Consider the following 22,882-nt stretch of genomic DNA (forward strand, 5'->3'; position numbering starts at 1 on the left):
TCGCGCTCTTTTGGAAGGCAGGGACGCAAGCGGATGAGCGACGTTAAAGTGGGGATCATCATGGGAAGCCAGTCAGACTGGTCCACGATGAAAGAAGCCGCAGATATTCTGGATGAGCTGGGCGTAGCCTATGAAAAACGCATCGTTTCAGCGCACCGCACCCCAGATCGCTTGTGGGACTATGGCAAGACTGCTGTCTCGCGCGGATTGCAGGTGATCATTGCAGGGGCCGGCGGGGCCGCGCATTTACCGGGTATGATGGCCTCGAAAACACGCGTTCCTGTGATCGGCGTTCCGGTGCAGACGCGGGCACTGTCTGGCGTCGATTCGCTCTATTCCATTGTTCAGATGCCCAAAGGGTTTCCGGTTGCGACTATGGCGATCGGGTCGGCAGGCGGTGCCAATGCGGGATTGATGGCCGCTGGCATTCTGGCGCTGCAGGATAACGCTCTGGCCGACCGGCTGGATGCCTGGCGCGACGCGCTATCGGCCTCAATCCCCGAAGAACCCGAGGGATGAGCCGGATCGGATTCATCGGCACGGGCCATATTGCGGCCCCGATGGTGCGTTTTTTGGCCCGTAAAGGGCACGAGATCTCCGTGACAGAACGCAATGACCAGGTTTCAACCGCGCTAAAGGCTGAACTGGGTGTGTCTGTCACGACGCCACAGGCCGTGATTGATGCATCCGAGATCGTGTTCCTGTGCCTGCGCCCACATATCGCTGCGGACGTTCTGGCCGCCTTAACGTTTCGATCCGACCATCAGATCGTCTCGGTCATGGCAGCAGTTTCGAAAGATGAACTAACCGAGCTCTGCTCTCCGGCGCCGGCAATCGTGCAAACCATTCCGCTGGGATTTTTGGAAGCCGGTGGTTGCCCGCTTGTCGCTTTCGGCAACGATCAACTGCTGGTCGATTTGTTCGCACCGGAAAACCCGGTGATCAAGGTCGCAGATGAGGCGGCACTAAACGCACATTTCGCCATTTGCGCCATGGTCCCTGGCCTTCTGGACCTGATGGCGACCGGAGCAACTTGGCTGGGAGACACAACCGGAGACGCAGCCGGGGCCGAATTCTACACCACCCAGTTGGTATCGGGCTTTCTGCACGCGATGGATAAGAAGGCCGCAGGCCGCCTAGAGGCCGAACGCGATGCGCTGGCCACTGACGGCACGCTGAGCCTGCAAATGACACAGACCCTGCAAGATCAGGGCGCGCACAAGGTATTGCACGCAGCACTTGGCGCTATTGGCAAACGTTTGGAGAGTTGAGAATGGTGGAAATGCTCGCCCCCGGCGCGACAATCGGGATTTTGGGCGGCGGTCAACTGGGCCGTATGCTGTCCGTTGCTGCAGCCCGGCTGGGTTTTGTGTCGCATATTTATGAACCCGGTGCGACCCCGCCTGCGGGTCATGTGGCGGATCGTGTGACCACCGCCTCTTATGATGATGCCGAGGCCCTCAAGGCCTTTGCCGAAGCAGTCGATGTCATCACCTATGAGTTCGAGAACATCCCCACCGAAGCACTGGACATTCTGGAAGTCCACCGCCCCATCCGCCCGGGGCGCGAGGCGCTGCGGGTCAGTCAGGATCGACTGAACGAAAAGGCTTTCTTGCAAGGGCTGGGCCTGAATACCGCACCCTTCGCCGATATCACGGATCTGGACAGCCTGAAGGCTGCGATTGACAAGATCGGCACCCCTGCCATCCTGAAGACCCGCCGATTTGGCTATGACGGCAAGGGACAGGCCCGGCTACGCAGCCCCGATGACGCTGAAACTGCTCTGGCTGATATGGCGGGCGCGCCTGCGATCCTTGAAGGCTTTGTCGATTTCAGCCATGAGGTATCAATCATCGCCGCGCGCGGATTGGATGGTCAGGTCGCCTGTTTCGACCCCGGTGAGAACGTGCATCGCGATGGCATTTTGCACACCACCTCCGTCCCTGCCCGCCTGCCCGCAGCAAAGCGCACAGATGCGATCCTGTTGGCGGCAAATATCCTGAACGCCTTGGACTATGTCGGCGTCATGGGGGTCGAGTTGTTCGTGACCCCGCAGGGTCTGATCGTGAACGAGATCGCACCGCGCGTGCATAACTCGGGCCATTGGACACAGAATGGCTGCGCGGTGGATCAATTCGAGCAACATATCCGTGCCGTGGCAGGCTGGCCTCTGGGCGACGGGCAGCGTCATTCAGACGTGGTGATGGAGAACCTGATCGGCGACGATATGGACCGCGTACCTGAACTCGCGACCGAACGTGATATTGCGCTGCATCTTTATGGAAAGGCCGAGGTGAAGGCAGGCCGCAAGATGGGTCATTTTAACCGCATCACGCGGTAAATCAGCCCACAAACCGCGCGGCGATATCCCCGGCCATATAGCTGACGCGCCCGGCAGCCAACGTTGCCGCGACACGGTTTGTATCTGCCTCCAGAATGACCAGATCGGCACGCTGCCCGGGGGTGAGCGTGCCGCGATCTTGCAACCCAAGTACGCGGGCTGGCCCTGACGACACCAGCGCCCATGCGCCCGCCATGTCCAGAAGGCCGGATTTGGCCAGCATCAAGGCTGCCCGGCGCGGGCTGGGATAGTGATAATCCGAGGCCAGCGCATCGCACAGCCCCATCGCAATCAGGTCCAGCGCGCTAACATTCCCTTTATGCGACCCGCCGCGCACCACATTGGGCGACCCCAGGATGATGTGATCTCCGGCGGTGCGGGCGGCCTCGGCGGCTTCCAGCGTTTCGGGGAACTCTGAAATCCGCGCGCCCCGCGCGCGCCAATCGGCGCGAGTTTGGGCAGTGGCGTCATCGTGGCTGCCCATCCGGACGCCCTGCTTTGTCAAATCAGCACAGAGTATATCCAGTGCGGTAGACACCTCATCGCGGCGAGCATGCATCGACAGCAGCATTTCGAAATGCACCTCGGGATTGCGACCGGCCTTGAGCGCCTGTCCGGTCAGACGCGGGGGCTTACGCCCCTCAGCCAGACGGTCATGCGGCAGGTGGTCGTTGAACACGACATAGGGCACCTGCCAAGCCGCAATCTTTTCTGCCAGTCCGGCGTAATCGTCCAGCATATGCGTTTCGAACCGAAGCTGGGGCATCAGATCGGTGACGGTGTGGTCCTTGACTGCCGCAATGGCATCAAACACCTGCCCTGCGAACTCAGGCCCGCGCACCCCACCTTCCCAACTGTAAAACTGGGCCAGAACGGCTGTGGTGATGCCATTGGCCGCCAGTTCAGCCTCGACCGAGAGGATCCCTTCGTTCATCTGCTTCATGGCACCGCGACGGGGCGCGATGTGCCGTTCAAACCCATCACCATGCAGGTCGATAATACCGGGCAGAACCAGATATCCTGACAGGTTGATCTGCCGCCCGGCAGGGCCTGTCTGAACCACGCCATCGGCAATAGACAGATCGGCATCCGTCAGCCCCTCGCCGGGCAGAAGAACCTCTGCACCGGTCAGATTCAGGCTTAATGCGGTCATTGCGTGGACTCCGAGTCAGGTTCCGAGCAATCCTGTCCGATGCAGATCTCGTCAATAGCTTCCATCACCCCGTCAAGCCAGGTGATCTGCGGGTCGAACTGGCCGAATTCGATGAAGTGCAGGGCCTGAGCCATGACCCGCGGATTGTTCATCATAAACGTGTGGGTCACCGGCAGAACCAGGTGATCAGTCATTCCTTCGACCTTGGTGCTTTCAACCGAAACCTTACCGTCATCAGGCCCATCAATCAGTGAAGAAAATACCGGGTTTAATGAGTTCTCACCTGCGATAACACCCAGTTCAAAATCCACCGGCGGTAGACGACCCGGAATCCCTTCGGCGCCTGTGCCCAGTTGAAGGCCCGCAGGTCCGTTGAGATAGCCGAACACCTCCCACGCGCTAAGTTCATCGACCAGTTGGCTGCCCTGATTGGGCGGCCCCAGCATGACGACACGACCCAGGTTTTCCGGGCTATGATCCTTGAGCCAATAGCGCAACAAAATGCCGCCCATCGAATGTGCCACCACATTGACAGTGTCATCGCCACAAGACTCAAAGGCATCAGGAATGGTTTGTTCGGCCAGTTCGGGAATACCGATCTCGGTCGAGGGATAGCCCGGGCGCACAACCGAATAGTCATGTGACTTGAACAGCTGCTCCATCACGGTGAAAGAGGCCTCGGTCCGCGCAAGACCATGCAACAAGACCACGCATTTCGCGCTGGCCGCGGCGGGGAGTAGAAAGAAAAGCAGGGCGGTCAGAATTTTCATAAGCGCCAGATAATGCCTAAGCGCCCCTGATGAAAGCCCTACCCCCGCTGACGTCGCAGCACCGCCAGCGCAATGCCGCCCAACACCAGCGCTGCGCCAATCAAAAGCCGGGCCTCTGCTGTTTCGCTCAGCAAGAGGACACCACCCAGAATAGCAATCACGGGCACGCTCAACTGCACTACAGCTGCAACGGTCGGCGCCAGTTGGGGCAAAACACGGTACCACAACGCATATCCCAGCCCCGAAGTGACCGCCCCGGATATTGCCGACAGCAACAAACCGGTGCCCGTCATCTGCCAACCTCCGCCGAGCAACAGCAAAGCTCCGGCCGTCACCGGAAGGGCAATAACGAAATTCGCCGCCGTCCCGGCAAGCGCATTTGGCTCGGACCGTCCCGCCAGAGAATATGCTGCCCAGCCAATCCCGGCAGCGCACATCAGGGCGGCTCCGACCGGGTCCACGCGAACCGTGCCCGACGGCCAAAGCACATAGGTGAGGCCACCCAATGCAATCGCCGCCCCCAGAAGTTGCTGTCGTGTCGTTGAATTTCCAGTCACGGCAGTGGCCACGAACATCGTGATTTGCACCACCCCAAACAGGATCAAGGCGCCCAGCCCGGCATCCAGTGTAAGATAGGCGATCGAGAACCCGATCATGTAAAGCGACAAGGCGCCGGCGCCAATGAACCGGCGAGAGCTGCGCAACGGCAGGCTGCCGCCACGTATCAGAACCAGCACCGTCAGCATCAGCGCCCCTGCCAGAACGCGCATAACCGCAAACCCGGCCGGGTCGCTATCGCCGCCTTCAACGGCCATCCGGTTCAGAATAGAGTTCGCTGCAAAGGCGCACATGGTGAGGGCGGTCAGAAGGAACAGTCGCATATCAACCCGATATCGGTTTCACACCGGTTTGGGTACTCACTTTCCTGAAGGGACCGGTTAGACCGTCGACCTCGGAACAGTTTGAGCCACAGTTTCAGTCATAAGGGGCGTGTCAAAACGAAACGGGGTCGCCCGAAGGCGACCCCGTTCCTTAGCTCTGCAGCTCCCCTCTGGGCGGTTTGGCTATGCTGCCAAGCGCCTGTGGGGCCGTCAGAATTCGCCAAAGCGAATTCGACGTTTTACATCATGCCGCCCATGCCGCCCATGTCGGGCATGCCGCCGCCAGCAGGTGCATCTTTCTGCGGCTTGTCAGCAACCATTGCTTCGGTAGTGATCAGCAAGCCAGCAACCGACGCTGCATCTTCCAATGCGGTACGGACAACTTTGGCCGGGTCAATCACGCCGAATGCGAACATGTCACCATATTCTTCAGTCTGCGCGTTGAAGCCAAATGCCACATCGTCGCTTTCGCGAACTTTGCCAGCAACAACCGCACCGTCGACACCTGCGTTTTCAGCGATCTGGCGCAGAGGCGCTTCGATTGCCTTACGAACGATGTTGATGCCTGCGTCCTGATCAGCGTTTGCGCCTTGCAGAGTGTCCAGTGCTTTACCGGCCTGAACCAGAGCAACACCACCGCCCACAACAACGCCTTCTTGAACAGCAGCGCGGGTCGCGTTCAGAGCATCGTCCACACGGTCCTTACGCTCTTTCACTTCAACTTCGGTCATGCCGCCGACGCGGATAACAGCAACACCGCCTGCCAGTTTGGCAACACGTTCTTGCAGCTTCTCACGGTCGTAGTCCGACGAGGTTTCTTCGATCTGGGTGCGGATCTGAGCAACACGTGCTTCGATCTCGGCTTTTTCGCCAGCACCGTCGACGATGGTGGTTTCGTCTTTGGTGATCTCGATTTTCTTGGCTGTGCCCAGCATGTCCATAGTCACGGACTCAAGCTTCATGCCCAGATCTTCGCTGATGACCTGACCACCGGTCAGGATTGCGATGTCCTGCAGCATGGCCTTACGGCGATCGCCGAAGCCCGGTGCTTTGACAGCAGCAATTTTCAGGCCGCCGCGCAGTTTGTTAACAACCAGAGTTGCCAGCGCTTCGCCTTCAACGTCTTCTGCAATGATCAGCAGCGGCTTTTGCGACTGGATCACTTGCTCGAGCAGCGGAACCATCGGCTGAAGCGAGGACAGTTTCTTTTCGTGCAACAGGATCATGCAGTCTTCGAGGTCTGCAACCATCTTGTCAGCGTTGGTGACAAAGTAAGGCGACAGGTAGCCGCGGTCGAACTGCATGCCTTCGACAACATCGGTCTGGGTTTCCAGGCCTTTGTTTTCTTCGACGGTGATAACACCTTCGTTGCCGACCTTCTGCATCGCGTCTGCGATTTGCTGGCCGATCTCGGTTTCACCGTTGGAAGAAATGGTGCCAACCTGAGCAACTTCAGCCGAGTCCTTGACTTCACGCGAGGCGTTCTTGATGCCTTCAACAACCTTGGCAGTTGCCAGGTCGATGCCGCGCTTCAGGTCCATCGGGTTCAGGCCCGCTGCAACCTGCTTCAGACCTTCTTTGACGATGGACTGAGCCAGAACGGTTGCGGTGGTGGTGCCGTCGCCGGCCTCGTCATTTGTGCGGCTGGCGACTTCTTTCACCATCTGCGCGCCCATGTTTTCGAACTTGTCTTCCAGTTCGATTTCCTTGGCAACCGAAACACCGTCTTTGGTGATGCGCGGTGCGCCGAAAGATTTGTCCAGAACCACGTTGCGGCCTTTGGGGCCCAGGGTCACTTTGACAGCGTCGGCCAGGATGTTCACACCTGCCAGCATGCGGTTACGGGCATCGGTGTCGAACTTGACGTCCTTAGCAGCCATGTCGTTTCTCCTTGAGAAAATGTATTGGGATGAAGATCAGAGGAAGCGCGTGGGCTTACTCGATGATCCCCATGATGTCGCTTTCTTTCATCATCAGCAGCTCTTCGCCGTTGACCTGAACCTCGGTGCCCGACCATTTGCCGAACAGGATCTTGTCGCCAGCTTTTACAGCCATTGCGATCAGCTCGCCGCTGTCCTTGCGTGCGCCTTCGCCGGTCGCAACAACTTCGCCTTCGCTGGGCTTTTCTTTTGCGCTGTCTGGAATGATCAGACCACCAGCGGTTTTCTCATCGCTTTCGGTACGGCGAACCAACACGCGGTCATGAAGCGGTTTCAATGCCATCTTTGCAGCTCCTTGGGCTCAAAGTTTATTTATCCTCCCCTCACCTTGCGGCGAGGCGTTAGCACTCGACCCTTGCGAGTGATAACGGCGTATAGCTAGGGGGTCGAAATCCCTGAGTCAACAAGCGTGAAGAATTTTTTATCCTTGGGACTCAATCAGGCTGATCCCAGCTATAGGCCCAGTGCTTCAGACCTTCTTGTCCGGATTCCGACAAGACGTAGACACCTTTTTCAATTTTGTCGAACCAGCCATAATGGTTTTCGCGCATTAGCCGGGTCGCAATCGAAACACCGGTTGCCTTAGCAACATCTGCCCCTTTTGTGGCACCACATTCTGCAAGATGCGCCGCACAGCGCAAAGCATCCTGACGATAGGCGGTGACGAGGCCGTGGCGTGTGGCGCCGCCTGCGTTCGGATCACCTTCAAGCCTGTCAAACTCGCGCAGCAGCCGCGCTGTTTTGGCCTTGTCCTTTCGCGGGGCGTAGGGCCCAGGATCACAATGCACCTCGACAACGCCATCCGCCCGAACAGTTATCAGGCCAAGGCCCAACCTTCGACATAGCGCCGTGTTGTCCTTCAACGCCCGCCTGGCCGTGCGTCCGCGGGGCTTGAGAACACAGATATAGACATTTTCAGTAACCTTCAGTCGGGTGATTGCCTGGTGAAACAGCGCCAATGAGAAACGCAACTTCAACTCTACAATCAAAGGCTCTTCACCCTCACGAACAGCCATGACATCGACCGCACCGACCTCGCCTTTGACGGTATAGCCCTGACGCTCTAACAGCGCCTTGATTGGGGGGTAGAGATCCTGCTCGCGGTCCATGTGGCTCATGCTATTCGAATTACTGTGGAATGCCAGACACAGATCAGGTCAGTGTCCATCCAGGCAGGTTGAACACCGGCCTTGGCCCCGGCAAGGTCGCACCCCATATAGGGATTGATCCAACCAGGATGGTACGATGCGTTTTTTGATCTTTTTGGCTTGTCTGCTGGTACCTTTCTCGGCCCAAGCGGCCTGCGAGGGGCGCGACCTGAGGTCTGACCTAAGTCCAGAGGCGCAAGCTGATTTGCAGCAGGCTTTGGCCGACTTCCCGTACCCGGAAGGCAATCACTGGATCGCGACAAAAGGCGATACAGTTCTGCATCTGATAGGAACGCTGCACACAAACGACCTGCGTATGGACGCCGTCACAGAAAGGCTGGAACCGACACTCAGCCAGGCGGATGCGTTCTATTTCGAAGTGACCCAGGACGAAATGACTGCATTTGAACAGGAACTGGCCAAAGACCTCAGCCCTGTTCTGATCACCTCAGGTCCCACCCTGATTGAGCTGATGCCGGAAGAGGACTGGGCCGCCCTGTCCAGCGGCCTGGCAGAGCGTGGCATCCCCAGTTGGATGGCTGCAAAAATGCGCCCCTGGTTTCTGAGCATGATGCTGGGTGTCCCCCCATGCATGACCGAGAATCCGGAAGCCAGCTATGGAATGGACGCGCGCCTGACCGACATGGCCGAAGCCCATGACATCCCCCAGTACTCGTTAGAGCAGATTGACGATCTGATGGCGATGTTTGACCAGCACCCGATCGAAAAGCAGGTGCAATCACTGATCCGCATGGCCAGTGCCTTTGAAAGCAGCGAGGATCAGCTGGCGACTATGGTCAACGCCTATCTGGAAGAAAAGCACGCAGAGATCATCCAATTTGCCAGACTACAAGGGCTTGAAACATCCGGTCTGTCACAAGAGGTCTTCGACGAAGAGTGGTCCAGTTTCGAACAGCAACTTCTAGTCGGGCGCAACAACAACTGGATGCAGCACATATTGGCCATTCAGGACCAAACGGTGGTCATTGCTGTGGGCGCCGGACATTTGGGCGATGACCATGGTTTGTTGAACCAGTTGGAACAGGCTGGATACACGCTGAAACGTGCCGCTTTCTAGGCCCGGCCTTACCCTTCGTCACAGTTTACGCAGGGGCGGGTGACAAGTGTGCCAGACCACCCTATAAGGCGCCCAAATCTACTCTCCTCAGGACGCTGAAATGACAACCCTCGTATTTGGACATAAATCCCCCGACACTGATTCCACCGGTTCGCCGATCCTGTGGTCGTGGTACATGAACGAAATCAAAGGCGAACAGGCCGAGCCTGTCCTGCTGGGCGAACCCAACACTGAAGCAGCCTTTATGCTGCAGCACTGGGACCTGCCCAAGCCGCGCATCATCACAGACGTAGAGGCTGACGCACCGGTTGTTATTGTCGACACGAACAACCCCGCCGAGCTGCCCGCCAGCATCAACGGCGCCGATATCCGCGCCATTATCGACCACCACAAACTGGTCGGCGGTCTGGAAACCAAAGGCCCGATCGACATCACCGTGCGGCCGCTGGCCTGCACCGCCACTATCATGGTCGACATGATCGGCGACGATGCCGCCAAAATGCCCGATGCCATCAAAGGCGCGGCGCTGACCTGCATCCTGTCGGACACGTTGGAATTCCGCTCGCCCACCACAACCGCGCATGACCGCGCTGTGGCCGAAAAACTGGCCGCGGATCTGGGTCTGGACGTCTCGGCCTATGCTGCAGAAATGTTCGCGGCCAAATCAGATGTGTCCTCATTCTCGGACGCCGAGCTGATCCGGATGGACAGCAAGGAATACGAAGTCCACGGCACCAAATTCCGCGTTTCGGTTCTGGAAACCACAGCACCGGGTGTCGTGCTGGACCGCAAAGACAGCCTTGCGGCGTCGATGGCCGACGTAGCCAAAGAGGACGGTGTCGATCAGGTATTGCTGTTCGTGGTCGATATTCTGAACGAAGAAGCCACCCTGCTGGTTCCCAACGATCTGGTCAAAGCCGTGGCCGAGAAAAGCTTTGGCGCTTCGGTTGATGGCGACGCGGTCGTTCTGCCCGGGATCATGAGCCGTAAGAAACAGATCATTCCGAACCTCAAGGTCTGATCCCAAAATCACCAAAGGCGCCTTTATCGGGCGCCTTTTTTGCTAGGCATTGCCCTTACTGGCCAAACACCAAACGCACTGTCTTAGGCTCAAACGACACTCTTTCCAGATCAATGGGGGCCCATCATGACGCAGATCATCCACGCATTGCCCGAGGTTTCCAGCCGGTATAAGGCCCTGTTCGTCGATCTTTGGGGCTGTGTTCACAATGGCATCACCGCTTACCCCGAAGCGGTTGCGGCCCTGCAGGCCTATCGCGCGCAAGGCGGCATTGTTGTCCTGGTGACAAACTCACCCAAGCCGCGTGCTGGCGTCGCTACCCAGCTGGCGCAATTCAATGTCCCAGACGACGCCTATGACACGATTGCAACCAGCGGAGATTCGGCCCGGTCGGCCATGTTCCGTGGCGCAGTGGGCGAAAAGGTCTATTTCATGGGCGAATGGCAGCGGGACGCGGGATTCTTTGAACCACTGAAGCTGTTGGACCATCCGATTCATATCGAGCGCGTGCCGCTGGCCGAGGCAGAGGGCATTGCTTGTTGCGGCCCCTTCGATCCTATGGCCGACCCGTCCGTGAACCGCGCTGATTTCCTGTACGCCAAACAAAAGGGGCTGAAGCTGCTTTGTGCCAATCCCGATATTGTGGTGGACCGCGGCGAGGTTCGGGAGTGGTGCGCTGGTGCGTTAGCCAGGCTTTATACGGAAATGGGTGGCGAAAGCCTATATTTCGGAAAGCCTCATCCGCCGATCTATGATCTTGCCCGCCGCAGGTTGCAGGAACTTGGCCACGACATCCCCGATGGGGACATTCTTGTCATCGGAGACGGTCCGCACACCGACATTCTGGGCGGAATGGGGGAAGGCATTGATTCTCTTTTCATCTCGGGCGGGCTAGCCGCGGCCGAGACAAAAACCGAGGCACATCCGCATCATGAATCCCTAACTGATTATATTCAAAAGGAAAAGATAAACCCGACCTATACGATCGGCCGCCTTAGGTAGTCAAAAAAGGCTTGATTTTCTGCAGTTGCAAAGTAATAAAGTTTCCCAACAGGGGTAACTTTGATTTTTTTGTTGCCCGATGAATTCGAGTGAGGGCAACATGTTGGATAATCTTCCACGCGGCACGATCTGTATTGAAGACATCGAGATGGGCATGTCCCGTCACCTTCGCAAAGTGGTGACGGACGAGGATATCGAAATGTTCGCTCAGGTGTCGACCGACAGAAACCCCGTACATCTGGACGACAATTACGCCCGCGACACGATCTTCGAGGGGCGCATTGCGCATGGGATGCTGACCGCGGGTCTGATCTCGGCCGTGATCGGCGAGCAGTTGCCGGGCCACGGCACAGTTTACATGGGGCAATCGCTGAAGTTTCTCGCTCCTGTTCGCCCGGGTGACATGGTCTATGCCGAGGTCAAGGTGATCGACATTGATTTTGCCAAGCGTCGGGTCAAGCTCGATTGTCACTGCGCAGTGGATGGCAAGAAGGTGCTGGTCGGCGAAGCCATGGTGCTGGCCCCGTCGCGCAAATTCGACTGAGCGTTTCCGGGGGTCTCAGACCCTTGAACAAGCGCGCCTGTCCCGCTAGGCAGTCGCTATGCGCATCATTCGTGACCTCCAATTCATCGAACCCCAAGATCGCGGCGCCAGCGTGGCGATCGGGAATTTCGACGGCGTTCATATCGGCCACCAATCTGTGATTGAACTGGCCCTCAGCGCCGCGCCGAGTGCACCTTTGGGCGTACTGACATTCGAGCCGCATCCCAGAGAATACTTCGCCCCGGACACCCCGCCCTTTCGCCTGATGCGCGGCAATGCCCGCGCGCACCGGTTAGCAAAACTGGGGGTCGAAAAGCTGTATGAGCTGCCGTTCAACGCCGCATTGGCTGGCCTGACGCCCAGGGAATTCGCCCGCAACGTGATCTGCGACGGGCTCGGCCTGTCGCATGTCGTCGTAGGTGCCGATTTCTGTTTCGGCAAAGGCCGCAGCGGCACCGCTGATGACTTGGTGCTCTTTGGGCAAGAGATGGGGTTCGGTGTCACCATCGCTCCGTTGATGGAGCGGTCCGAAAATGTCGTTTCTTCCACTGCGATCCGTACTGCACTGACCGAGGGCCGCCCGCAGGATGCCGCTACTATGTTAGGTCACTGGCACCGGATCGAAGGCGAGGTGATCGGAGGAGAACAACGGGGCCGTGAACTGGGATTTCCCACCGCAAACATGTCCATTGAGGGGCTGCATCCGCCAAGATTCGGCGTCTATGCCGTTCTGGTCGATGTTCTGGATGGACCTCATCTGGGCAGCTATCAAGGCGCAGCCTCGGTTGGGACGCGACCGATGTTCAATGGTGAGGTCCCCAATATCGAAACCTTCCTGTTCGACTTCTCGGGTGACCTTTATGGCGCGACCCTGTCGGTGGGTCTGGTAGAATACCTGCGCCCCGAGATGACCTTTGACGGTCTGGACGGCCTGATCGCGCAGATGGATGCCGATTGCGACAAGGCCCGCGGCCTGCTGGCGGACCGATGACAACGGATCCGATCGACCGCACCGGCCTGGCCCCCAGGTTCTGGGAACGAAAACCGCTAACCCGCATGAACCAAGCCGAATGGGAAGCTTTGTGCGATGGCTGCGGCAAATGTTGTCTGAACAAACTGGAAGATGAAGACACCGGTGAGGTTGCCCTGACCTGCGTCGCCTGCCGTCTGTTGGATGACGAAAGTTGCCGCTGCACCCAATACGATATCCGCCACCAATTTGTGCCGGAATGTATCGTGATGACGCCGGGCAACATCAACGATCACGCCTATTGGCTGCCACAGACCTGTGCCTATCGCCTGTTGTGGGAGGGCAAACCCCTAAACGACTGGCACCCCTTGATTTCTGGCACACCGGACAGCGTTCATGCCGCCGGAGTCTCGGTTCAGGGGCGGACCGTGTCCGAATTCGAAACTCCGCTGGAGGAGTGGGAAGATCATATCATCGAGGAGCCCAGCTAATGTACTTTGCCTCTGACAATTCGGGGCCGGTTCACCCGGCGGTCATGGAAGCGCTGAATGCTGCCAATCAGGGCTATCAGATGGCCTATGGAACCGACACCCTGATGAATGAGGTCCGGGATCGCATTCGCGGGGTGTTCGAGGCACCTGGCGCCGCCGTGTATCTGGTGGCCACCGGGACGGCCGCGAATTCGCTGGCGCTGGCGACGCTGGCGCAGCCGTGGGAGACGGTGTTCTGCTCACCCGTGGCCCATATCCACGAGGATGAGTGCAACGCGCCCGAGTTTTACAGCGGCGCCAAGCTGACGCTGGTTCCGGGCGCGGACAAGATGGCGCCGGACGCGCTGCGCGGCTCGATTCTGGCCGAAGAAACACGCGGTGTGCATGGCCCGCAACGCGGACCTGTATCCATTACGCAGGTGACCGAACGAGGGTCTGTTTACACCCTGTCAGAATTGCAGGCGCTCTGCGCTGTGGCCAAAGAGTATGGGCTGCCTGTCCATTTGGACGGTGCGCGTTTTTCCAACGCCCTTGTTGCGTTGAACTGCTCACCCGCCGAGATGACGTGGAAAGCAGGCGTGGATGCGGTCAGTTTTGGCGGCACCAAAAACGGGCTGATGGGCGTCGAAGCCGTTGTCTTCTTTGATGAAAGCAAAGCCTGGGAATTCGAATTGCGCCGCAAGCGCGGGGCGCATTTGTTCTCCAAGCACCGCTATCTGTCCGCCCAAATGGCGGCGTATCTGCAGGATGATCTGTGGCTGAAACTGGCCCGTCAGGCCAATAACAACTGCGCCCGTCTGACCGAGGGGTTGCGGGCCAAAGGTGCCTCTTTCCTGCACGCGCCGCAGGCGAATATGATTTTTGCCCAATTTTCACGCGCCCAACACAAGCAACTGCATGCCGCAGGTGCTGTTTACCACCTGTGGGGGGCAGAGCTGGACGGGGCAGATGACAGCGAAATTCTAGCCTGTCGGCTGGTTTGTGACTGGTCCATCGAGCCTGCGCAAATTGATCGGTTCATCGCGCTCTTGTAACGACGCGCCCGAAGCTTCAGGCAGTGGCAGGCAGTCTGTTCCAAAAAGCCTCGATCAGAGCGCCGGTCTCTGTCGGGTGAGAGATCGGAGCCATATGCCCTGCCCCTTCGATCACGGTGCTTTCGGCCATTGGAAGACGGGATTTCAATCCAGAGTTTATCGCGACCATCACTGGGTGGGTGAGCGCGCCATGCAGCAGCAATACCGGCATATTGGCGTGTGCGATCCGCTCGGGCCGTAGCAAGCCTTTGGAATCCATTATCAGTTCGTTTTCGACCTCGGACACCAGATGAATTCCACGCACCATCCCCGCCCGTGCAGTTTCGGGCATGTCTGACCAACGCGGTCCCCTATCTCCGGCCCACAACCGGTTGAACAGCCTTGCCGCCAAAGGTTCGTCGCCTGATGCAAGCGCGTCCATACAGGGTTGGGCAACATGCGCGTATTCCGCCACAAGGTCCGGGGCATCCTGCTGTGCCACCGCAAAATACACCGGTTCGATCAGTACGACACTGCGAACCAATGTTGGGTGCTCAACCGCCAGCCGCAATGCAATCGCCGCGCCAAAAGAATGCCCGACCACGTCCATCGGCTCGGTCAGATGTTCAAGTGTGGCTTCGGTCAGCCGGTCATACAGATCCCCCTGGCGATCCCAGTCGGGGCTGCGCCCGTGGGACAGCATATCCGGTGCAATAAAACTTGCCTGCCCTTTCATCGCCGCGGCTAGGCCTGCCCAGACCCCGGAATGAGCAATGGTGCAATGCAAGGCCAGCACAGGGCGATCACCCTGCCCCAACTGCGTGACATGCAGGTTCTGCGCAACGGCCATTATCGTGTCCTATTCCTTCAGCCCGGCCAGATGCCTGTCCAGATCGTCCAACCTGTCTTGGCCCCAGAACCGCTGATCGTCCTCCGTTATATAGAACGGAGCTCCAAAAACTCCGCGTTCCACGGCTTCTTCCAGATTGGCGGTATAGGTCTCAGCCCCGAGCAGCAAGCCGCTATCGGCCAGATCCGGGGAAAACCCAGCGTCAGCCAGGCAAGCGCGGATTACGTCGTCTTGCGCGATGTCCTTTTCCTCGGCCCAGCAGGCGCGCACAAAGGAATGCACCAGCTGCCCCACATTCCCCGACCCGTCCTGAATGGCCGCGATAATGGCATAGGAAGACGGCGCCGCATTGGTGGGCCAATGGGCCGGCCGCAGATTGAACGCCATGCCCAGCTTTTTCGACTGTCGCTGCATTTCTTGCGTCCGGTATTCGATGCGCGAGATATGGCGGTCCTTGGGCGGAACACCTCCCGTGCGTCCGAACAGGGCGACGATATCAAGCGGCTTGTAGTTGATTGTCGCACCATGTTTGGCCGCAATCTCCTCCAGGCGCAGTCCGGCCAGGTAGGTGTATGGCGAGAGTGTCGCAAAATAGTAGTCAATTTGGGCCATGTTCACTTTCTCCGCAGCGTTATCTTTGCTGGACGGTAAGGCCATGCTAAGCGGTGTCAACATCACGAATCTGTCACATTTGCCATTGCTGCCCGGGGACCTCAGCCGATGCCGACACTTCACGAACCCAAGTTAATCGCTGGGAACGCTAATCTTCCGCTTGCCGAATCCATTGCACGCCGAATGAGCCTGTATCGCGGCGTCGATCAGGGTCTGGTCGATGCCCGGGTCGAACGGTTTAACGACGGTGAAATCTTTGTCGAAGTGTTCGAGAACGTGCGCGGCGAAGATATGTTCATCGTCCAGCCCACCTCGAACCCGGCCAATGACAATCTGATGGAGCTACTCATCATTGCTGATGCGCTGCGCCGTTCGTCGGCCCAACGGATTACCGCCGTGATCCCCTATTTCGGCTATGCCCGCCAGGACCGCCGCACCAAGGCCCGCACACCGATCAGCGCCAAGCTGGTGGCCAACATGCTGACTGGCGCCGGGATCGAGCGTATCCTGACCATGGATCTGCACGCAGCGCAGATTCAGGGGTTCTTCGACATGCCTGTCGACAACCTTTATGCCTCGCCGATCTTTGCGCTGGATGTGAAACATCAGTTCAAGGACAGCCTCGACGAGATTATGGTCGTTTCGCCCGATGTGGGCGGCGTGGCCCGGGCGCGCGAGTTGGCCAAGCGGATCAACGCCCCGCTGTCGATCGTGGACAAACGCCGCGAAAAAGCCGGCGAAGTCGCTGAGATGACCGTAATTGGCGATGTCAGAGACAAGATCTGTTTGATCGTGGACGACATGTGCGACACGGCCGGTACTCTTTGCAAAGCGGCGCAAGTACTGCTGGATAATGGTGCGAAAGAAGTTCATTCCTACATCACACACGGCGTCATGAGCGGCCCTGCGGTCGAACGCGTGACCAATTCGGTGATGAAATCTCTGGTGCTGACCGACACGATCCAGCCGACAGAAGAAATTAAAAAGGCCAAGAACATCCGCATCGTGCCCACAGCCCCGATCTTTACGCAGGCGATCCTGAATATCTGGAACGGCACCAGTGTATCGTCACTGTTCGAGGATAAGACCCTGACGCCGATCTACGAGTCGATGTATCATAGGGATTGATCGAACGCGGCGGACCAAGGGCCGCCTCTTTTCTTTCTGCAATACAGGTCGGAGTTTACCGTGACAGCCTCAAAACGCATTGTTCTATCCAGCGACCACGCAGCTATCGAATTACGCCAGGCGGTTGCCTCTCATATTGCGGCCCAGGGATGGGACGTCGTCGATATCGGCCCCAAGACACCTGAGAGCACCCATTACCCTGTTCATGGCAAAGCCGCCGCCCAAGCAGTGGCTTCCGGGGATTGTCAGCTTGGCATCGTTCTGTGTGGAACGGGTCAAGGTATCATGATGGCGGCCAACAAGGTCCCCGGCATTCGCTGCGGTGTCTGCTCGGATGCCTTTTCCGCACGCATGATCCGCCAGCATAACGACGCCAACATGCTGTCTGTCGGCGCCCGAGTCGTGGGTGAGGGTCAGGCGCTGGATATAGTGGATGCGTTCCTGTCAGCCGAATTCGAAGGCGGACGGCATGCACACCGGGTCGCCATGATAGAGGCATCGGACGAGTCCTAAACCCAAGGCTGGCTTCACAGAATATCCCAGTCATCCTCATGCGGCACCTCGCCGAACGCTGTCCAAGATATTCGGATGCGCGCGATGCGGGTATCCGACCAGGTACGGAACACCGCAGAAAATCCCACGGGCGTGATGTCCTCGGCCTTGACCTCGGCACGCAATGCCGAAGATGTATCAACATCCCACAGTGACACGCTGATCTGTACAACAGGCGCGGAACGGTATGGCTGGCTGAATTCAATGTCCGAGCGTCGTTCGCGCGGCCCCTCGCCTGTCCACATGTCACCGCCATCTGCGAAGTCGGAGAACAGCACAACTTCGCCTTGGTCGATACCAATCGGATGGGTACTAAAAGTCTGCATTTTGTCGTCTTTTATAAAGAATTACGGAACCTTAGACCGCCCTTCATCCAAAATCACCACAAAAAAACGGCCCCGCACAGGCAGGGCCGTTTCTAAATCTACATGTCCTGAAACTTACAGGCTCATATGTGTCCCAAGAGCTTCCATATCGGCCAGCAGCTTGGCCGCATCGTCGACGACTGATTGATCGTCGCCGCCTTTGGCCGCGTCATGCGACGCACGTGCCTCGGCGATCAGATCGTCCAGATGCGCGCGGGTCACTTCAGAGACCGGAATGGCCTTTTCGGCCAGAACCGACATGCTGTCGCCATTGATCTGGGCAAACCCGCCGGTGACCAGGTATTCGCTGGACCCTTCGGGTGCCTCGACCTTTAGCAGGCCGGGGCGCAACGTGGTGATGGTGGGGGCATGATCGGGCATCGCCGTCATGTCCCCGTCCGCGCCGGGAAGCTGGACCGCAGTCACCGCGAGCGAAGCAAGGCTCCGCTCGGGGCTGACGAGGTCAAAGTGCATCGTGTTTGCCATCAGGTGTGCTCCTTAGGCGGCTTCTGCGGCCATCTTTTCCGCTTTGGCGATCACTTCATCGATGCCGCCAACCATCAGGAAGGCTGCCTCGGGCAGGTGATCGTATTCGCCGGCCACAACGGCCTTGAACGACGCGATGGTGACATCCAGAGGAACCTGAACACCAGGCGAGCCAGTGAAGACTTCGGCCACGTCAAACGGCTGCGACAGGAAGCGTTCAATCTTACGGGCACGGGCCACGGTCAGTTTGTCTTCTTCCGACAGTTCGTCCATGCCGAGGATCGCGATGATGTCCTGCAGCGACTTATAGCGCTGAAGGATCTGCTGAACGTCAGTCGCAACGGTATAATGCTCTTCACCGACGATGGCCGGGTCGAGCAGACGCGAGGTCGAGTCGAGCGGGTCAACGGCAGGGTAGATACCCTTTTCCGAGATCGCACGATTCAGAACGGTGGTCGCATCCAAGTGTGCGAACGAGGTGGCCGGCGCAGGGTCGGTCAAGTCATCCGCAGGAACATAGACGGCCTGAACCGACGTGATCGAGCCGGACTTGGTCGAGGTGATGCGTTCCTGCATCGCGCCCATGTCGGTCGCCAGTGTCGGCTGATAGCCCACCGCCGAAGGAATACGACCCAGCAGAGCCGAAACCTCGGAACCCGCCTGCGTAAAGCGGAAGATGTTGTCGACAAAGAACAGAACGTCGGCACCGGTTGCATCACGGAACTGTTCCGCCAGGGTCAGACCCGACAGAGCGATCCGCATACGGGCTCCCGGAGGCTCGTTCATCTGGCCGTAAACCAGCGCGATTTTCGAGTCTTCCAACTTGTCGGGAACGATAACGCCGGATTCAATCATCTCGTGATACAGGTCGTTGCCTTCACGGGTCCGCTCACCAACACCGGCGAACACGGACACGCCCGAGTGCACTTTGGCGATGTTGTTGATCAGTTCCATGATCAGAACGGTTTTGCCAACACCGGCGCCGCCGAACAGGCCGATCTTACCGCCTTTGGCGTAAGGGGCCAGCAGGTCAACAACCTTGATGCCGGTCACCAGAACTTCGGATTCAGTGGCCTGATCAGCGAAATCCGGCGCGTCCTGGTGGATGGAGCGCGTTTCGGTGGTTTCCACGGGACCTTTTTCGTCGATGGGTTCGCCCACAACGTTCAGGATACGGCCCAGGGTCGCGTTGCCGACCGGAACCGCGATCGGTGCGCCGGTGTCGGTGACTTCGGCACCACGTACAAGACCTTCTGTCGCGTCCATCGCAATGGTGCGGACAGTGTTTTCGCCCAGGTGCTGTGCCACTTCCAAAACCAGCTTCTTGCCGTTGTTGGTGGTGTCCAGCGCGTTCAGAATTTCAGGCAGTGCGTCATCGAACTGCACGTCGACGACGGCCCCGATAATCTGAGTGACTTTGCCTTTTGCATTCGCCATGTTTCGTCTCCGGTTTGTCTCTACAGCGCTTCGGCGCCGGAAATAATTTCAATCAGCTCGTTGGTGATCACGGCCTGACGCGAACGGTTGAACTGGATCGTCAGCTTGTCGATCATCTCACCCGCGTTGCGTGTCGCGTTGTCCATCGCGGACATCCGTGCACCCTGTTCCGAGGCCCCGTTTTCGAGCAGTCCCGAGAAGATCGCAGTCGCAACCGCCTTGGGCAGCAGATCGGCCAGGATGGCCTCTTCGCTGGGCTCGTAATCAAAGACCGCGCCGCTGTCGTCCCCTTCGACATCCTCGAACGAGGCAGGGATGATCTGCTGTGCCGTCGGGGTCTGGCTTACGACGTTGACGAACTTCGAGTAAAAGATCGTGGCTACGTCGAACTCACCCGCGTCGAAACGGGACAGGACGTCTTTTGCGATGTCCTGCGCGTTGGAATAGCCCAAACGCTTGACCTCGCTCAGATCGACATGGCCCACGAACAGGTCGCCAAAGTCGCGCTTGATTGCATCACGACCTTTTTTGCCAACGGTCAGAATTTTGACCGTCTTGCCCTTGGCCTTCAGCTCATATGCTTTGGCGCGGGCCAGCTTGGCGATGTTCGAGTTGAAGCCGCCACACAGGCCGCGTTCAGCTGTCATGACAACCAGCAGATGGACATCATCACTGCCCGTACCACGGAGCAGCTTGGGGGCGCTGTCGCTGCCCCCGACCGATGCCGCCAGCCCCGCCATCACGGCATTGAACCGTGCGGCATAGGGGCGCGAGGCTTCGGCAGATTCCTGGGCGCGGCGCAGTTTTGCGGCCGCGACCATCTGCATGGCCTTGGTGATCTTGCGGGTCGATTTGACCGACTCGATCCTGTTTTTTAGATCCTTAAGATTTGGCATGTGCCCGCCTCTCCCTTAAGCGAAGGTTGCGGCGTATTCGTCCAGCGCAGCCTTGATCTTGTCGGAAGCGTCGCCCTTGATCTTGGGGTCCTCGTCCGTGATCCACTGAAGCAGATCCGCGTGCTTGCCACGCAGATGCGCCAGCAGGCCAGCTTCATAGCGGCCAACATCGGTGACGTCGATCTTGTCGAGGTAACCGTTGGTGCCAGCGAAGATGACGCAAACGATTTCAGCGTTGGTCAGCGGCGAGTACTGCGGCTGTTTCATCAGCTCGGTCAGACGCGCACCACGGTTCAGCAGCTGCTGGGTTGCGGCGTCAAGGTCGGAACCGAACTGCGCAAAGGCAGCCATTTCACGGTACTGAGCCAGTTCCAGCTTAACCGGGCCAGCAACCGACTTCATCGAGTTGGTTTGAGCCGAGGAGCCCACACGCGAAACCGACAGACCGGTGTTCACAGCAGGACGGATGCCCTGATAGAACAGCTCGGTTTCCAGGAAGATCTGGCCGTCGGTGATCGAGATCACGTTGGTCGGAATAAACGCCGAAACGTCGCCACCCTGAGTTTCGATAACCGGCAGAGCCGTCAACGAGCCCGCGCCGAAATCTTCGTTCAGCTTCGCCGAACGCTCCAGCAGGCGGGAGTGGAGGTAGAAAACGTCGCCAGGATAGGCTTCACGTCCGGGCGGGCGACGCAGCAGCAGCGACATCTGACGATAGGACACGGCCTGTTTCGACAGGTCATCATAGATGATCAGCGCGTGACGGCCGTTGTCACGGAAGAATTCAGCCATCGCGGTCGCGGCATAGGGTGCCAGGAACTGCATCGGCGCCGGGTCGGACGCGGTTGCAGCCACAACGATCGAATATTCAATCGCACCGGATTCTTCCAGTTTCTTCACCAGCTGCGCAACGGTCGAACGCTTTTGGCCGATGGCCACATAAACGCAGTACAGCTTCTTGGACTCGTCGTCGCCCGCTGCTTCGTTGTACACTTTCTGGTTCAGGATCGCGTCCAGAGCAACGGCAGTTTTACCGGTCTGACGGTCACCAATGATCAGCTCTCGCTGGCCACGGCCAATCGGGATCATCGCATCGACCGATTTCAGGCCGGTTGCCATCGGCTCGTGCACCGATTTACGCGGGATGATGCCCGGCGCTTTGACGTCTGCAACGCCGCGCTCGGTGGATTCGATTGGGCCCTTGCCGTCCAGCGGGTTGCCCAGGCCGTCAACAACACGACCCAGCAGACCGTTGCCGATTGGCACGTCCACGATCGAGTTGGTGCGCTTAACAGTGTCACCTTCTTTGATGTCACGGTCAGATCCAAAGATAACAACACCGACGTTGTCGCTTTCCAGGTTCAGCGCCATGCCCATGATGCCACCGGGGAATTCGACCATCTCACCGGCTTGCACATTGTCCAGGCCGTATACACGGGCAATCCCGTCACCGACGCTCAGCACGCGACCGATTTCGGCCACTTCGGCTTCCTGACCAAAATTTTTGATCTGGTCCTTCAGGATTGCAGAAATCTCTGCAGCTTGGATTCCCATTTATCCGACCTCTTTCATTGCATTCTGTAGGGAGTTGAGCTTGGAGCGGATCGAGCTGTCGATCATCTTCGAGCCCACTTTAACGACAAGACCGCCGATGAGGCTTTCATCAACGGTCGCATTTATTGTCACGGTCTTGCCCACACGCTCGGACAGCGTTTTGGACAGTTTATCCATCTGTGTCTTAGTCAGCGCCTTGGCCGAGGCGACATCGGCGGTCACTTCGCCACGCTCTTCGGCCAGCATGTCGCGCAGAACCTGCACCAGTTGCGGCACAACGAACAGACGGCGTTTCTGCGCCATCAGACCCAGCGTGTTGCGCAGGATGGCGTTCAGACCCATCTTGTCGGCAATCGCTGTAATCGCGCCTTCTTGTTCAGCGCGCGAAACCAGAGGCGAGGCGATCAGGTCGCGCAGATCGGCACTGTCGCCCAATGCTGCTGCCAGATCGTTGATTCCGGTTTCCAGACCTGCGAGGTCTTTATTCTCTTTAGCGATCTCAAAAATCGCTGTGGCATAGCGCTCGGCGATGCCTGTGGAAATCGAAGCTGGTTCGGACACGTCCACCCTTCCGATATTTTGGGCCCCGAATTCGCGTTGCGGCAGCTACCCGGGGGCGTGAAGAAACCCCGTCCATAAGGCCGGGGATC

26 protein-coding genes are annotated in these 22,882 nt (G+C 58.3%); 12 read left to right on the plus strand and 14 right to left on the minus strand.

What is annotated here, in order from left to right; translation table 11 throughout:
- The first annotated feature begins 33 nt into the window (after positions 1 to 33).
- The 3 genes from purE to AC2FLG_RS14205 are packed head-to-tail and all read left to right on the plus strand — an operon-like array spanning position 34 to position 2,341.
- Positions 34 to 519: a 5-(carboxyamino)imidazole ribonucleotide mutase gene (gene purE, locus AC2FLG_RS14195; protein WP_271949196.1), complete on the plus strand. Its 486-nt coding sequence runs from the start codon at positions 34 to 36 to the stop codon at positions 517 to 519.
- The gene (locus tag AC2FLG_RS14200) at positions 516 to 1,271 is read left to right on the plus strand and encodes an NAD(P)-binding domain-containing protein (protein WP_496701497.1); all 756 of its coding nucleotides are present in this window, start codon (positions 516 to 518) and stop codon (positions 1,269 to 1,271) included. Before purE ends, AC2FLG_RS14200 begins: the two co-directional genes overlap by 4 nt.
- Before the next feature lie 2 nt (positions 1,272 to 1,273).
- Complete coding sequence (locus AC2FLG_RS14205; RefSeq protein WP_496706699.1) at positions 1,274 to 2,341, plus strand: 5-(carboxyamino)imidazole ribonucleotide synthase; 1,068 nt, start codon at positions 1,274 to 1,276, stop codon at positions 2,339 to 2,341.
- A 1-nt stretch (position 2,342) separates the two neighbouring features.
- Here the strand turns inward: AC2FLG_RS14205 and AC2FLG_RS14210 are convergent, their stop codons facing one another.
- The 6 genes from AC2FLG_RS14210 to AC2FLG_RS14235 form a co-directional block, all read right to left on the minus strand.
- A complete protein-coding gene (locus AC2FLG_RS14210; protein ID WP_496706700.1) occupies positions 2,343 to 3,494 on the minus strand; it encodes an alpha-D-ribose 1-methylphosphonate 5-triphosphate diphosphatase in 1,152 nt (383 codons plus the stop codon).
- Complete coding sequence (locus tag AC2FLG_RS14215) at positions 3,491 to 4,264, minus strand: alpha/beta fold hydrolase (RefSeq protein WP_496706702.1); 774 nt, start codon at positions 4,262 to 4,264, stop codon at positions 3,491 to 3,493. Before AC2FLG_RS14215 ends, AC2FLG_RS14210 begins: the two co-directional genes overlap by 4 nt.
- A 38-nt stretch (positions 4,265 to 4,302) precedes the next feature.
- On the minus strand, positions 4,303 to 5,145 hold the full coding sequence (locus AC2FLG_RS14220) for a DMT family transporter (RefSeq protein WP_496706704.1): 843 nt from the start codon (positions 5,143 to 5,145) through the stop codon (positions 4,303 to 4,305).
- Positions 5,146 to 5,384: 239 nt separating this feature from the next.
- Positions 5,385 to 7,025 (minus strand): chaperonin GroEL, encoded by a 1,641-nt coding sequence (groL, locus tag AC2FLG_RS14225; RefSeq protein WP_496691017.1) that lies wholly within the window; start codon positions 7,023 to 7,025, stop codon positions 5,385 to 5,387.
- Between the two features lie 55 nt (positions 7,026 to 7,080).
- Positions 7,081 to 7,368, minus strand: a complete 288-nt coding sequence (locus AC2FLG_RS14230) for a co-chaperone GroES (protein WP_120632017.1) — start codon at positions 7,366 to 7,368, stop codon at positions 7,081 to 7,083.
- Between the two features lie 151 nt (positions 7,369 to 7,519).
- A complete protein-coding gene (locus AC2FLG_RS14235; protein ID WP_496706706.1) occupies positions 7,520 to 8,194 on the minus strand; it encodes a DUF2161 domain-containing phosphodiesterase in 675 nt (224 codons plus the stop codon).
- A gap of 136 nt (positions 8,195 to 8,330) precedes the next feature.
- Here AC2FLG_RS14235 and AC2FLG_RS14240 point away from each other — a divergent pair, with 136 nt between their 5' ends.
- From AC2FLG_RS14240 to AC2FLG_RS14270, 7 genes are all read left to right on the plus strand, one after another.
- Positions 8,331 to 9,311, plus strand: coding sequence for a TraB/GumN family protein (locus AC2FLG_RS14240; RefSeq protein WP_496691018.1), 981 nt, complete (start codon positions 8,331 to 8,333; stop codon positions 9,309 to 9,311).
- A gap of 100 nt (positions 9,312 to 9,411) precedes the next feature.
- Positions 9,412 to 10,332 (plus strand): manganese-dependent inorganic pyrophosphatase, encoded by a 921-nt coding sequence (locus AC2FLG_RS14245; protein ID WP_496706708.1) that lies wholly within the window; start codon positions 9,412 to 9,414, stop codon positions 10,330 to 10,332.
- 126 nt (positions 10,333 to 10,458) lie between these two features.
- Positions 10,459 to 11,334 carry an HAD family hydrolase gene (locus AC2FLG_RS14250; protein ID WP_142636518.1) on the plus strand — a complete coding sequence of 292 codons (876 nt, stop codon included), beginning with the start codon at positions 10,459 to 10,461 and terminating at the stop codon, positions 11,332 to 11,334.
- A gap of 100 nt (positions 11,335 to 11,434) precedes the next feature.
- Entirely contained in the window at positions 11,435 to 11,878 is a 444-nt protein-coding gene (locus AC2FLG_RS14255) for a MaoC family dehydratase (RefSeq protein ID WP_142636516.1), read from the plus strand.
- A 58-nt stretch (positions 11,879 to 11,936) separates the two neighbouring features.
- Entirely contained in the window at positions 11,937 to 12,869 is a 933-nt protein-coding gene (locus AC2FLG_RS14260) for a bifunctional riboflavin kinase/FAD synthetase (protein ID WP_282021528.1), read from the plus strand.
- A complete protein-coding gene (locus AC2FLG_RS14265; RefSeq protein WP_496706710.1) occupies positions 12,866 to 13,339 on the plus strand; it encodes a YcgN family cysteine cluster protein in 474 nt (157 codons plus the stop codon). The genes AC2FLG_RS14260 and AC2FLG_RS14265 overlap by 4 nt, the downstream gene beginning before the upstream one ends.
- Positions 13,339 to 14,373, plus strand: coding sequence for a threonine aldolase family protein (locus AC2FLG_RS14270; RefSeq protein WP_496701890.1), 1,035 nt, complete (start codon positions 13,339 to 13,341; stop codon positions 14,371 to 14,373). Before AC2FLG_RS14265 ends, AC2FLG_RS14270 begins: the two co-directional genes overlap by 1 nt.
- Before the next feature lie 16 nt (positions 14,374 to 14,389).
- Here AC2FLG_RS14270 and AC2FLG_RS14275 read toward each other — a convergent pair whose 3' ends face one another.
- Together AC2FLG_RS14275 and AC2FLG_RS14280 are read right to left on the minus strand one after the other, a co-directional pair.
- Positions 14,390 to 15,202 (minus strand): alpha/beta fold hydrolase, encoded by an 813-nt coding sequence (locus tag AC2FLG_RS14275; RefSeq protein WP_496694699.1) that lies wholly within the window; start codon positions 15,200 to 15,202, stop codon positions 14,390 to 14,392.
- Positions 15,203 to 15,211: 9 nt separating this feature from the next.
- Complete coding sequence (locus tag AC2FLG_RS14280; protein ID WP_496701482.1) at positions 15,212 to 15,814, minus strand: 2-hydroxychromene-2-carboxylate isomerase; 603 nt, start codon at positions 15,812 to 15,814, stop codon at positions 15,212 to 15,214.
- Between the two features lie 108 nt (positions 15,815 to 15,922).
- On the opposite strand from AC2FLG_RS14280, the gene AC2FLG_RS14285 reads away from it, so the two are divergent.
- Positions 15,923 to 16,942 (plus strand): ribose-phosphate pyrophosphokinase, encoded by a 1,020-nt coding sequence (locus AC2FLG_RS14285; protein WP_496706712.1) that lies wholly within the window; start codon positions 15,923 to 15,925, stop codon positions 16,940 to 16,942.
- Positions 16,943 to 17,002: 60 nt separating this feature from the next.
- Positions 17,003 to 17,455, plus strand: coding sequence for a ribose 5-phosphate isomerase B (gene rpiB / locus AC2FLG_RS14290; RefSeq protein ID WP_142636502.1), 453 nt, complete (start codon positions 17,003 to 17,005; stop codon positions 17,453 to 17,455).
- Positions 17,456 to 17,469: 14 nt separating this feature from the next.
- On the opposite strand, the gene AC2FLG_RS14295 is transcribed toward rpiB, so the two are convergent.
- The 6 genes from AC2FLG_RS14295 to AC2FLG_RS14320 all read right to left on the minus strand — a co-directional run bounded on the left by AC2FLG_RS14295 (position 17,470) and on the right by AC2FLG_RS14320 (position 22,793).
- Complete coding sequence (locus AC2FLG_RS14295; protein ID WP_281994982.1) at positions 17,470 to 17,820, minus strand: H-type lectin domain-containing protein; 351 nt, start codon at positions 17,818 to 17,820, stop codon at positions 17,470 to 17,472.
- Between the two features lie 114 nt (positions 17,821 to 17,934).
- Positions 17,935 to 18,345: a F0F1 ATP synthase subunit epsilon gene (locus tag AC2FLG_RS14300; RefSeq protein ID WP_142636498.1), complete on the minus strand. Its 411-nt coding sequence runs from the start codon at positions 18,343 to 18,345 to the stop codon at positions 17,935 to 17,937.
- 12 nt (positions 18,346 to 18,357) lie between these two features.
- The gene (gene atpD / locus AC2FLG_RS14305) at positions 18,358 to 19,782 is read right to left on the minus strand and encodes a F0F1 ATP synthase subunit beta (RefSeq protein WP_142636495.1); all 1,425 of its coding nucleotides are present in this window, start codon (positions 19,780 to 19,782) and stop codon (positions 18,358 to 18,360) included.
- A gap of 20 nt (positions 19,783 to 19,802) precedes the next feature.
- The gene (locus tag AC2FLG_RS14310; protein WP_142636493.1) at positions 19,803 to 20,678 is read right to left on the minus strand and encodes a F0F1 ATP synthase subunit gamma; all 876 of its coding nucleotides are present in this window, start codon (positions 20,676 to 20,678) and stop codon (positions 19,803 to 19,805) included.
- Between the two features lie 15 nt (positions 20,679 to 20,693).
- Positions 20,694 to 22,232 carry a F0F1 ATP synthase subunit alpha gene (atpA, locus tag AC2FLG_RS14315; RefSeq protein ID WP_142636491.1) on the minus strand — a complete coding sequence of 513 codons (1,539 nt, stop codon included), beginning with the start codon at positions 22,230 to 22,232 and terminating at the stop codon, positions 20,694 to 20,696.
- A complete protein-coding gene (locus AC2FLG_RS14320) occupies positions 22,233 to 22,793 on the minus strand; it encodes a F0F1 ATP synthase subunit delta (protein ID WP_142636489.1) in 561 nt (186 codons plus the stop codon).
- Positions 22,794 to 22,882 lie beyond the last annotated feature (89 nt).

The organism is Ruegeria sp. CDSA193, assembly GCF_059611885.1.

Excerpts from the sequence above, each read along its gene's own strand:
- AC2FLG_RS14220 (WP_496706704.1), bottom strand. The coding sequence starts at position 5,145 with ATGCGACTGTTCCTTCTGACCGCCCTCACCATGTGCGCCTTTGCAGCG.
- AC2FLG_RS14230 (WP_120632017.1), bottom strand. The coding sequence starts at position 7,368 with ATGGCATTGAAACCGCTTCATGACCGCGTGTTGGTTCGCCGTACCGAA.
- AC2FLG_RS14295 (WP_281994982.1), bottom strand. The coding sequence starts at position 17,820 with ATGCAGACTTTTAGTACCCATCCGATTGGTATCGACCAAGGCGAAGTT.
- atpA (WP_142636491.1), bottom strand. The coding sequence starts at position 22,232 with ATGGGAATCCAAGCTGCAGAGATTTCTGCAATCCTGAAGGACCAGATC.
- AC2FLG_RS14210 (WP_496706700.1), bottom strand. The coding sequence starts at position 3,494 with ATGACCGCATTAAGCCTGAATCTGACCGGTGCAGAGGTTCTTCTGCCC.
- atpD (WP_142636495.1), bottom strand. The coding sequence starts at position 19,782 with ATGGCGAATGCAAAAGGCAAAGTCACTCAGATTATCGGGGCCGTCGTC.
- AC2FLG_RS14300 (WP_142636498.1), bottom strand. The coding sequence starts at position 18,345 with ATGGCAAACACGATGCACTTTGACCTCGTCAGCCCCGAGCGGAGCCTT.
- AC2FLG_RS14240 (WP_496691018.1), top strand. The coding sequence starts at position 8,331 with ATGCGTTTTTTGATCTTTTTGGCTTGTCTGCTGGTACCTTTCTCGGCC.
- AC2FLG_RS14235 (WP_496706706.1), bottom strand. The coding sequence starts at position 8,194 with ATGGACCGCGAGCAGGATCTCTACCCCCCAATCAAGGCGCTGTTAGAG.
- AC2FLG_RS14280 (WP_496701482.1), bottom strand. The coding sequence starts at position 15,814 with ATGGCCCAAATTGACTACTATTTTGCGACACTCTCGCCATACACCTAC.
- AC2FLG_RS14255 (WP_142636516.1), top strand. The coding sequence starts at position 11,435 with ATGTTGGATAATCTTCCACGCGGCACGATCTGTATTGAAGACATCGAG.
- AC2FLG_RS14310 (WP_142636493.1), bottom strand. The coding sequence starts at position 20,678 with ATGCCAAATCTTAAGGATCTAAAAAACAGGATCGAGTCGGTCAAATCG.
- AC2FLG_RS14215 (WP_496706702.1), bottom strand. The coding sequence starts at position 4,264 with ATGAAAATTCTGACCGCCCTGCTTTTCTTTCTACTCCCCGCCGCGGCC.
- AC2FLG_RS14285 (WP_496706712.1), top strand. The coding sequence starts at position 15,923 with ATGCCGACACTTCACGAACCCAAGTTAATCGCTGGGAACGCTAATCTT.
- AC2FLG_RS14270 (WP_496701890.1), top strand. The coding sequence starts at position 13,339 with ATGTACTTTGCCTCTGACAATTCGGGGCCGGTTCACCCGGCGGTCATG.
- AC2FLG_RS14250 (WP_142636518.1), top strand. The coding sequence starts at position 10,459 with ATGACGCAGATCATCCACGCATTGCCCGAGGTTTCCAGCCGGTATAAG.
- purE (WP_271949196.1), top strand. The coding sequence starts at position 34 with ATGAGCGACGTTAAAGTGGGGATCATCATGGGAAGCCAGTCAGACTGG.
- AC2FLG_RS14205 (WP_496706699.1), top strand. The coding sequence starts at position 1,274 with ATGGTGGAAATGCTCGCCCCCGGCGCGACAATCGGGATTTTGGGCGGC.
- AC2FLG_RS14265 (WP_496706710.1), top strand. The coding sequence starts at position 12,866 with ATGACAACGGATCCGATCGACCGCACCGGCCTGGCCCCCAGGTTCTGG.
- AC2FLG_RS14260 (WP_282021528.1), top strand. The coding sequence starts at position 11,937 with ATGCGCATCATTCGTGACCTCCAATTCATCGAACCCCAAGATCGCGGC.
- groL (WP_496691017.1), bottom strand. The coding sequence starts at position 7,025 with ATGGCTGCTAAGGACGTCAAGTTCGACACCGATGCCCGTAACCGCATG.
- AC2FLG_RS14245 (WP_496706708.1), top strand. The coding sequence starts at position 9,412 with ATGACAACCCTCGTATTTGGACATAAATCCCCCGACACTGATTCCACC.
- AC2FLG_RS14200 (WP_496701497.1), top strand. The coding sequence starts at position 516 with ATGAGCCGGATCGGATTCATCGGCACGGGCCATATTGCGGCCCCGATG.
- AC2FLG_RS14275 (WP_496694699.1), bottom strand. The coding sequence starts at position 15,202 with ATGGCCGTTGCGCAGAACCTGCATGTCACGCAGTTGGGGCAGGGTGAT.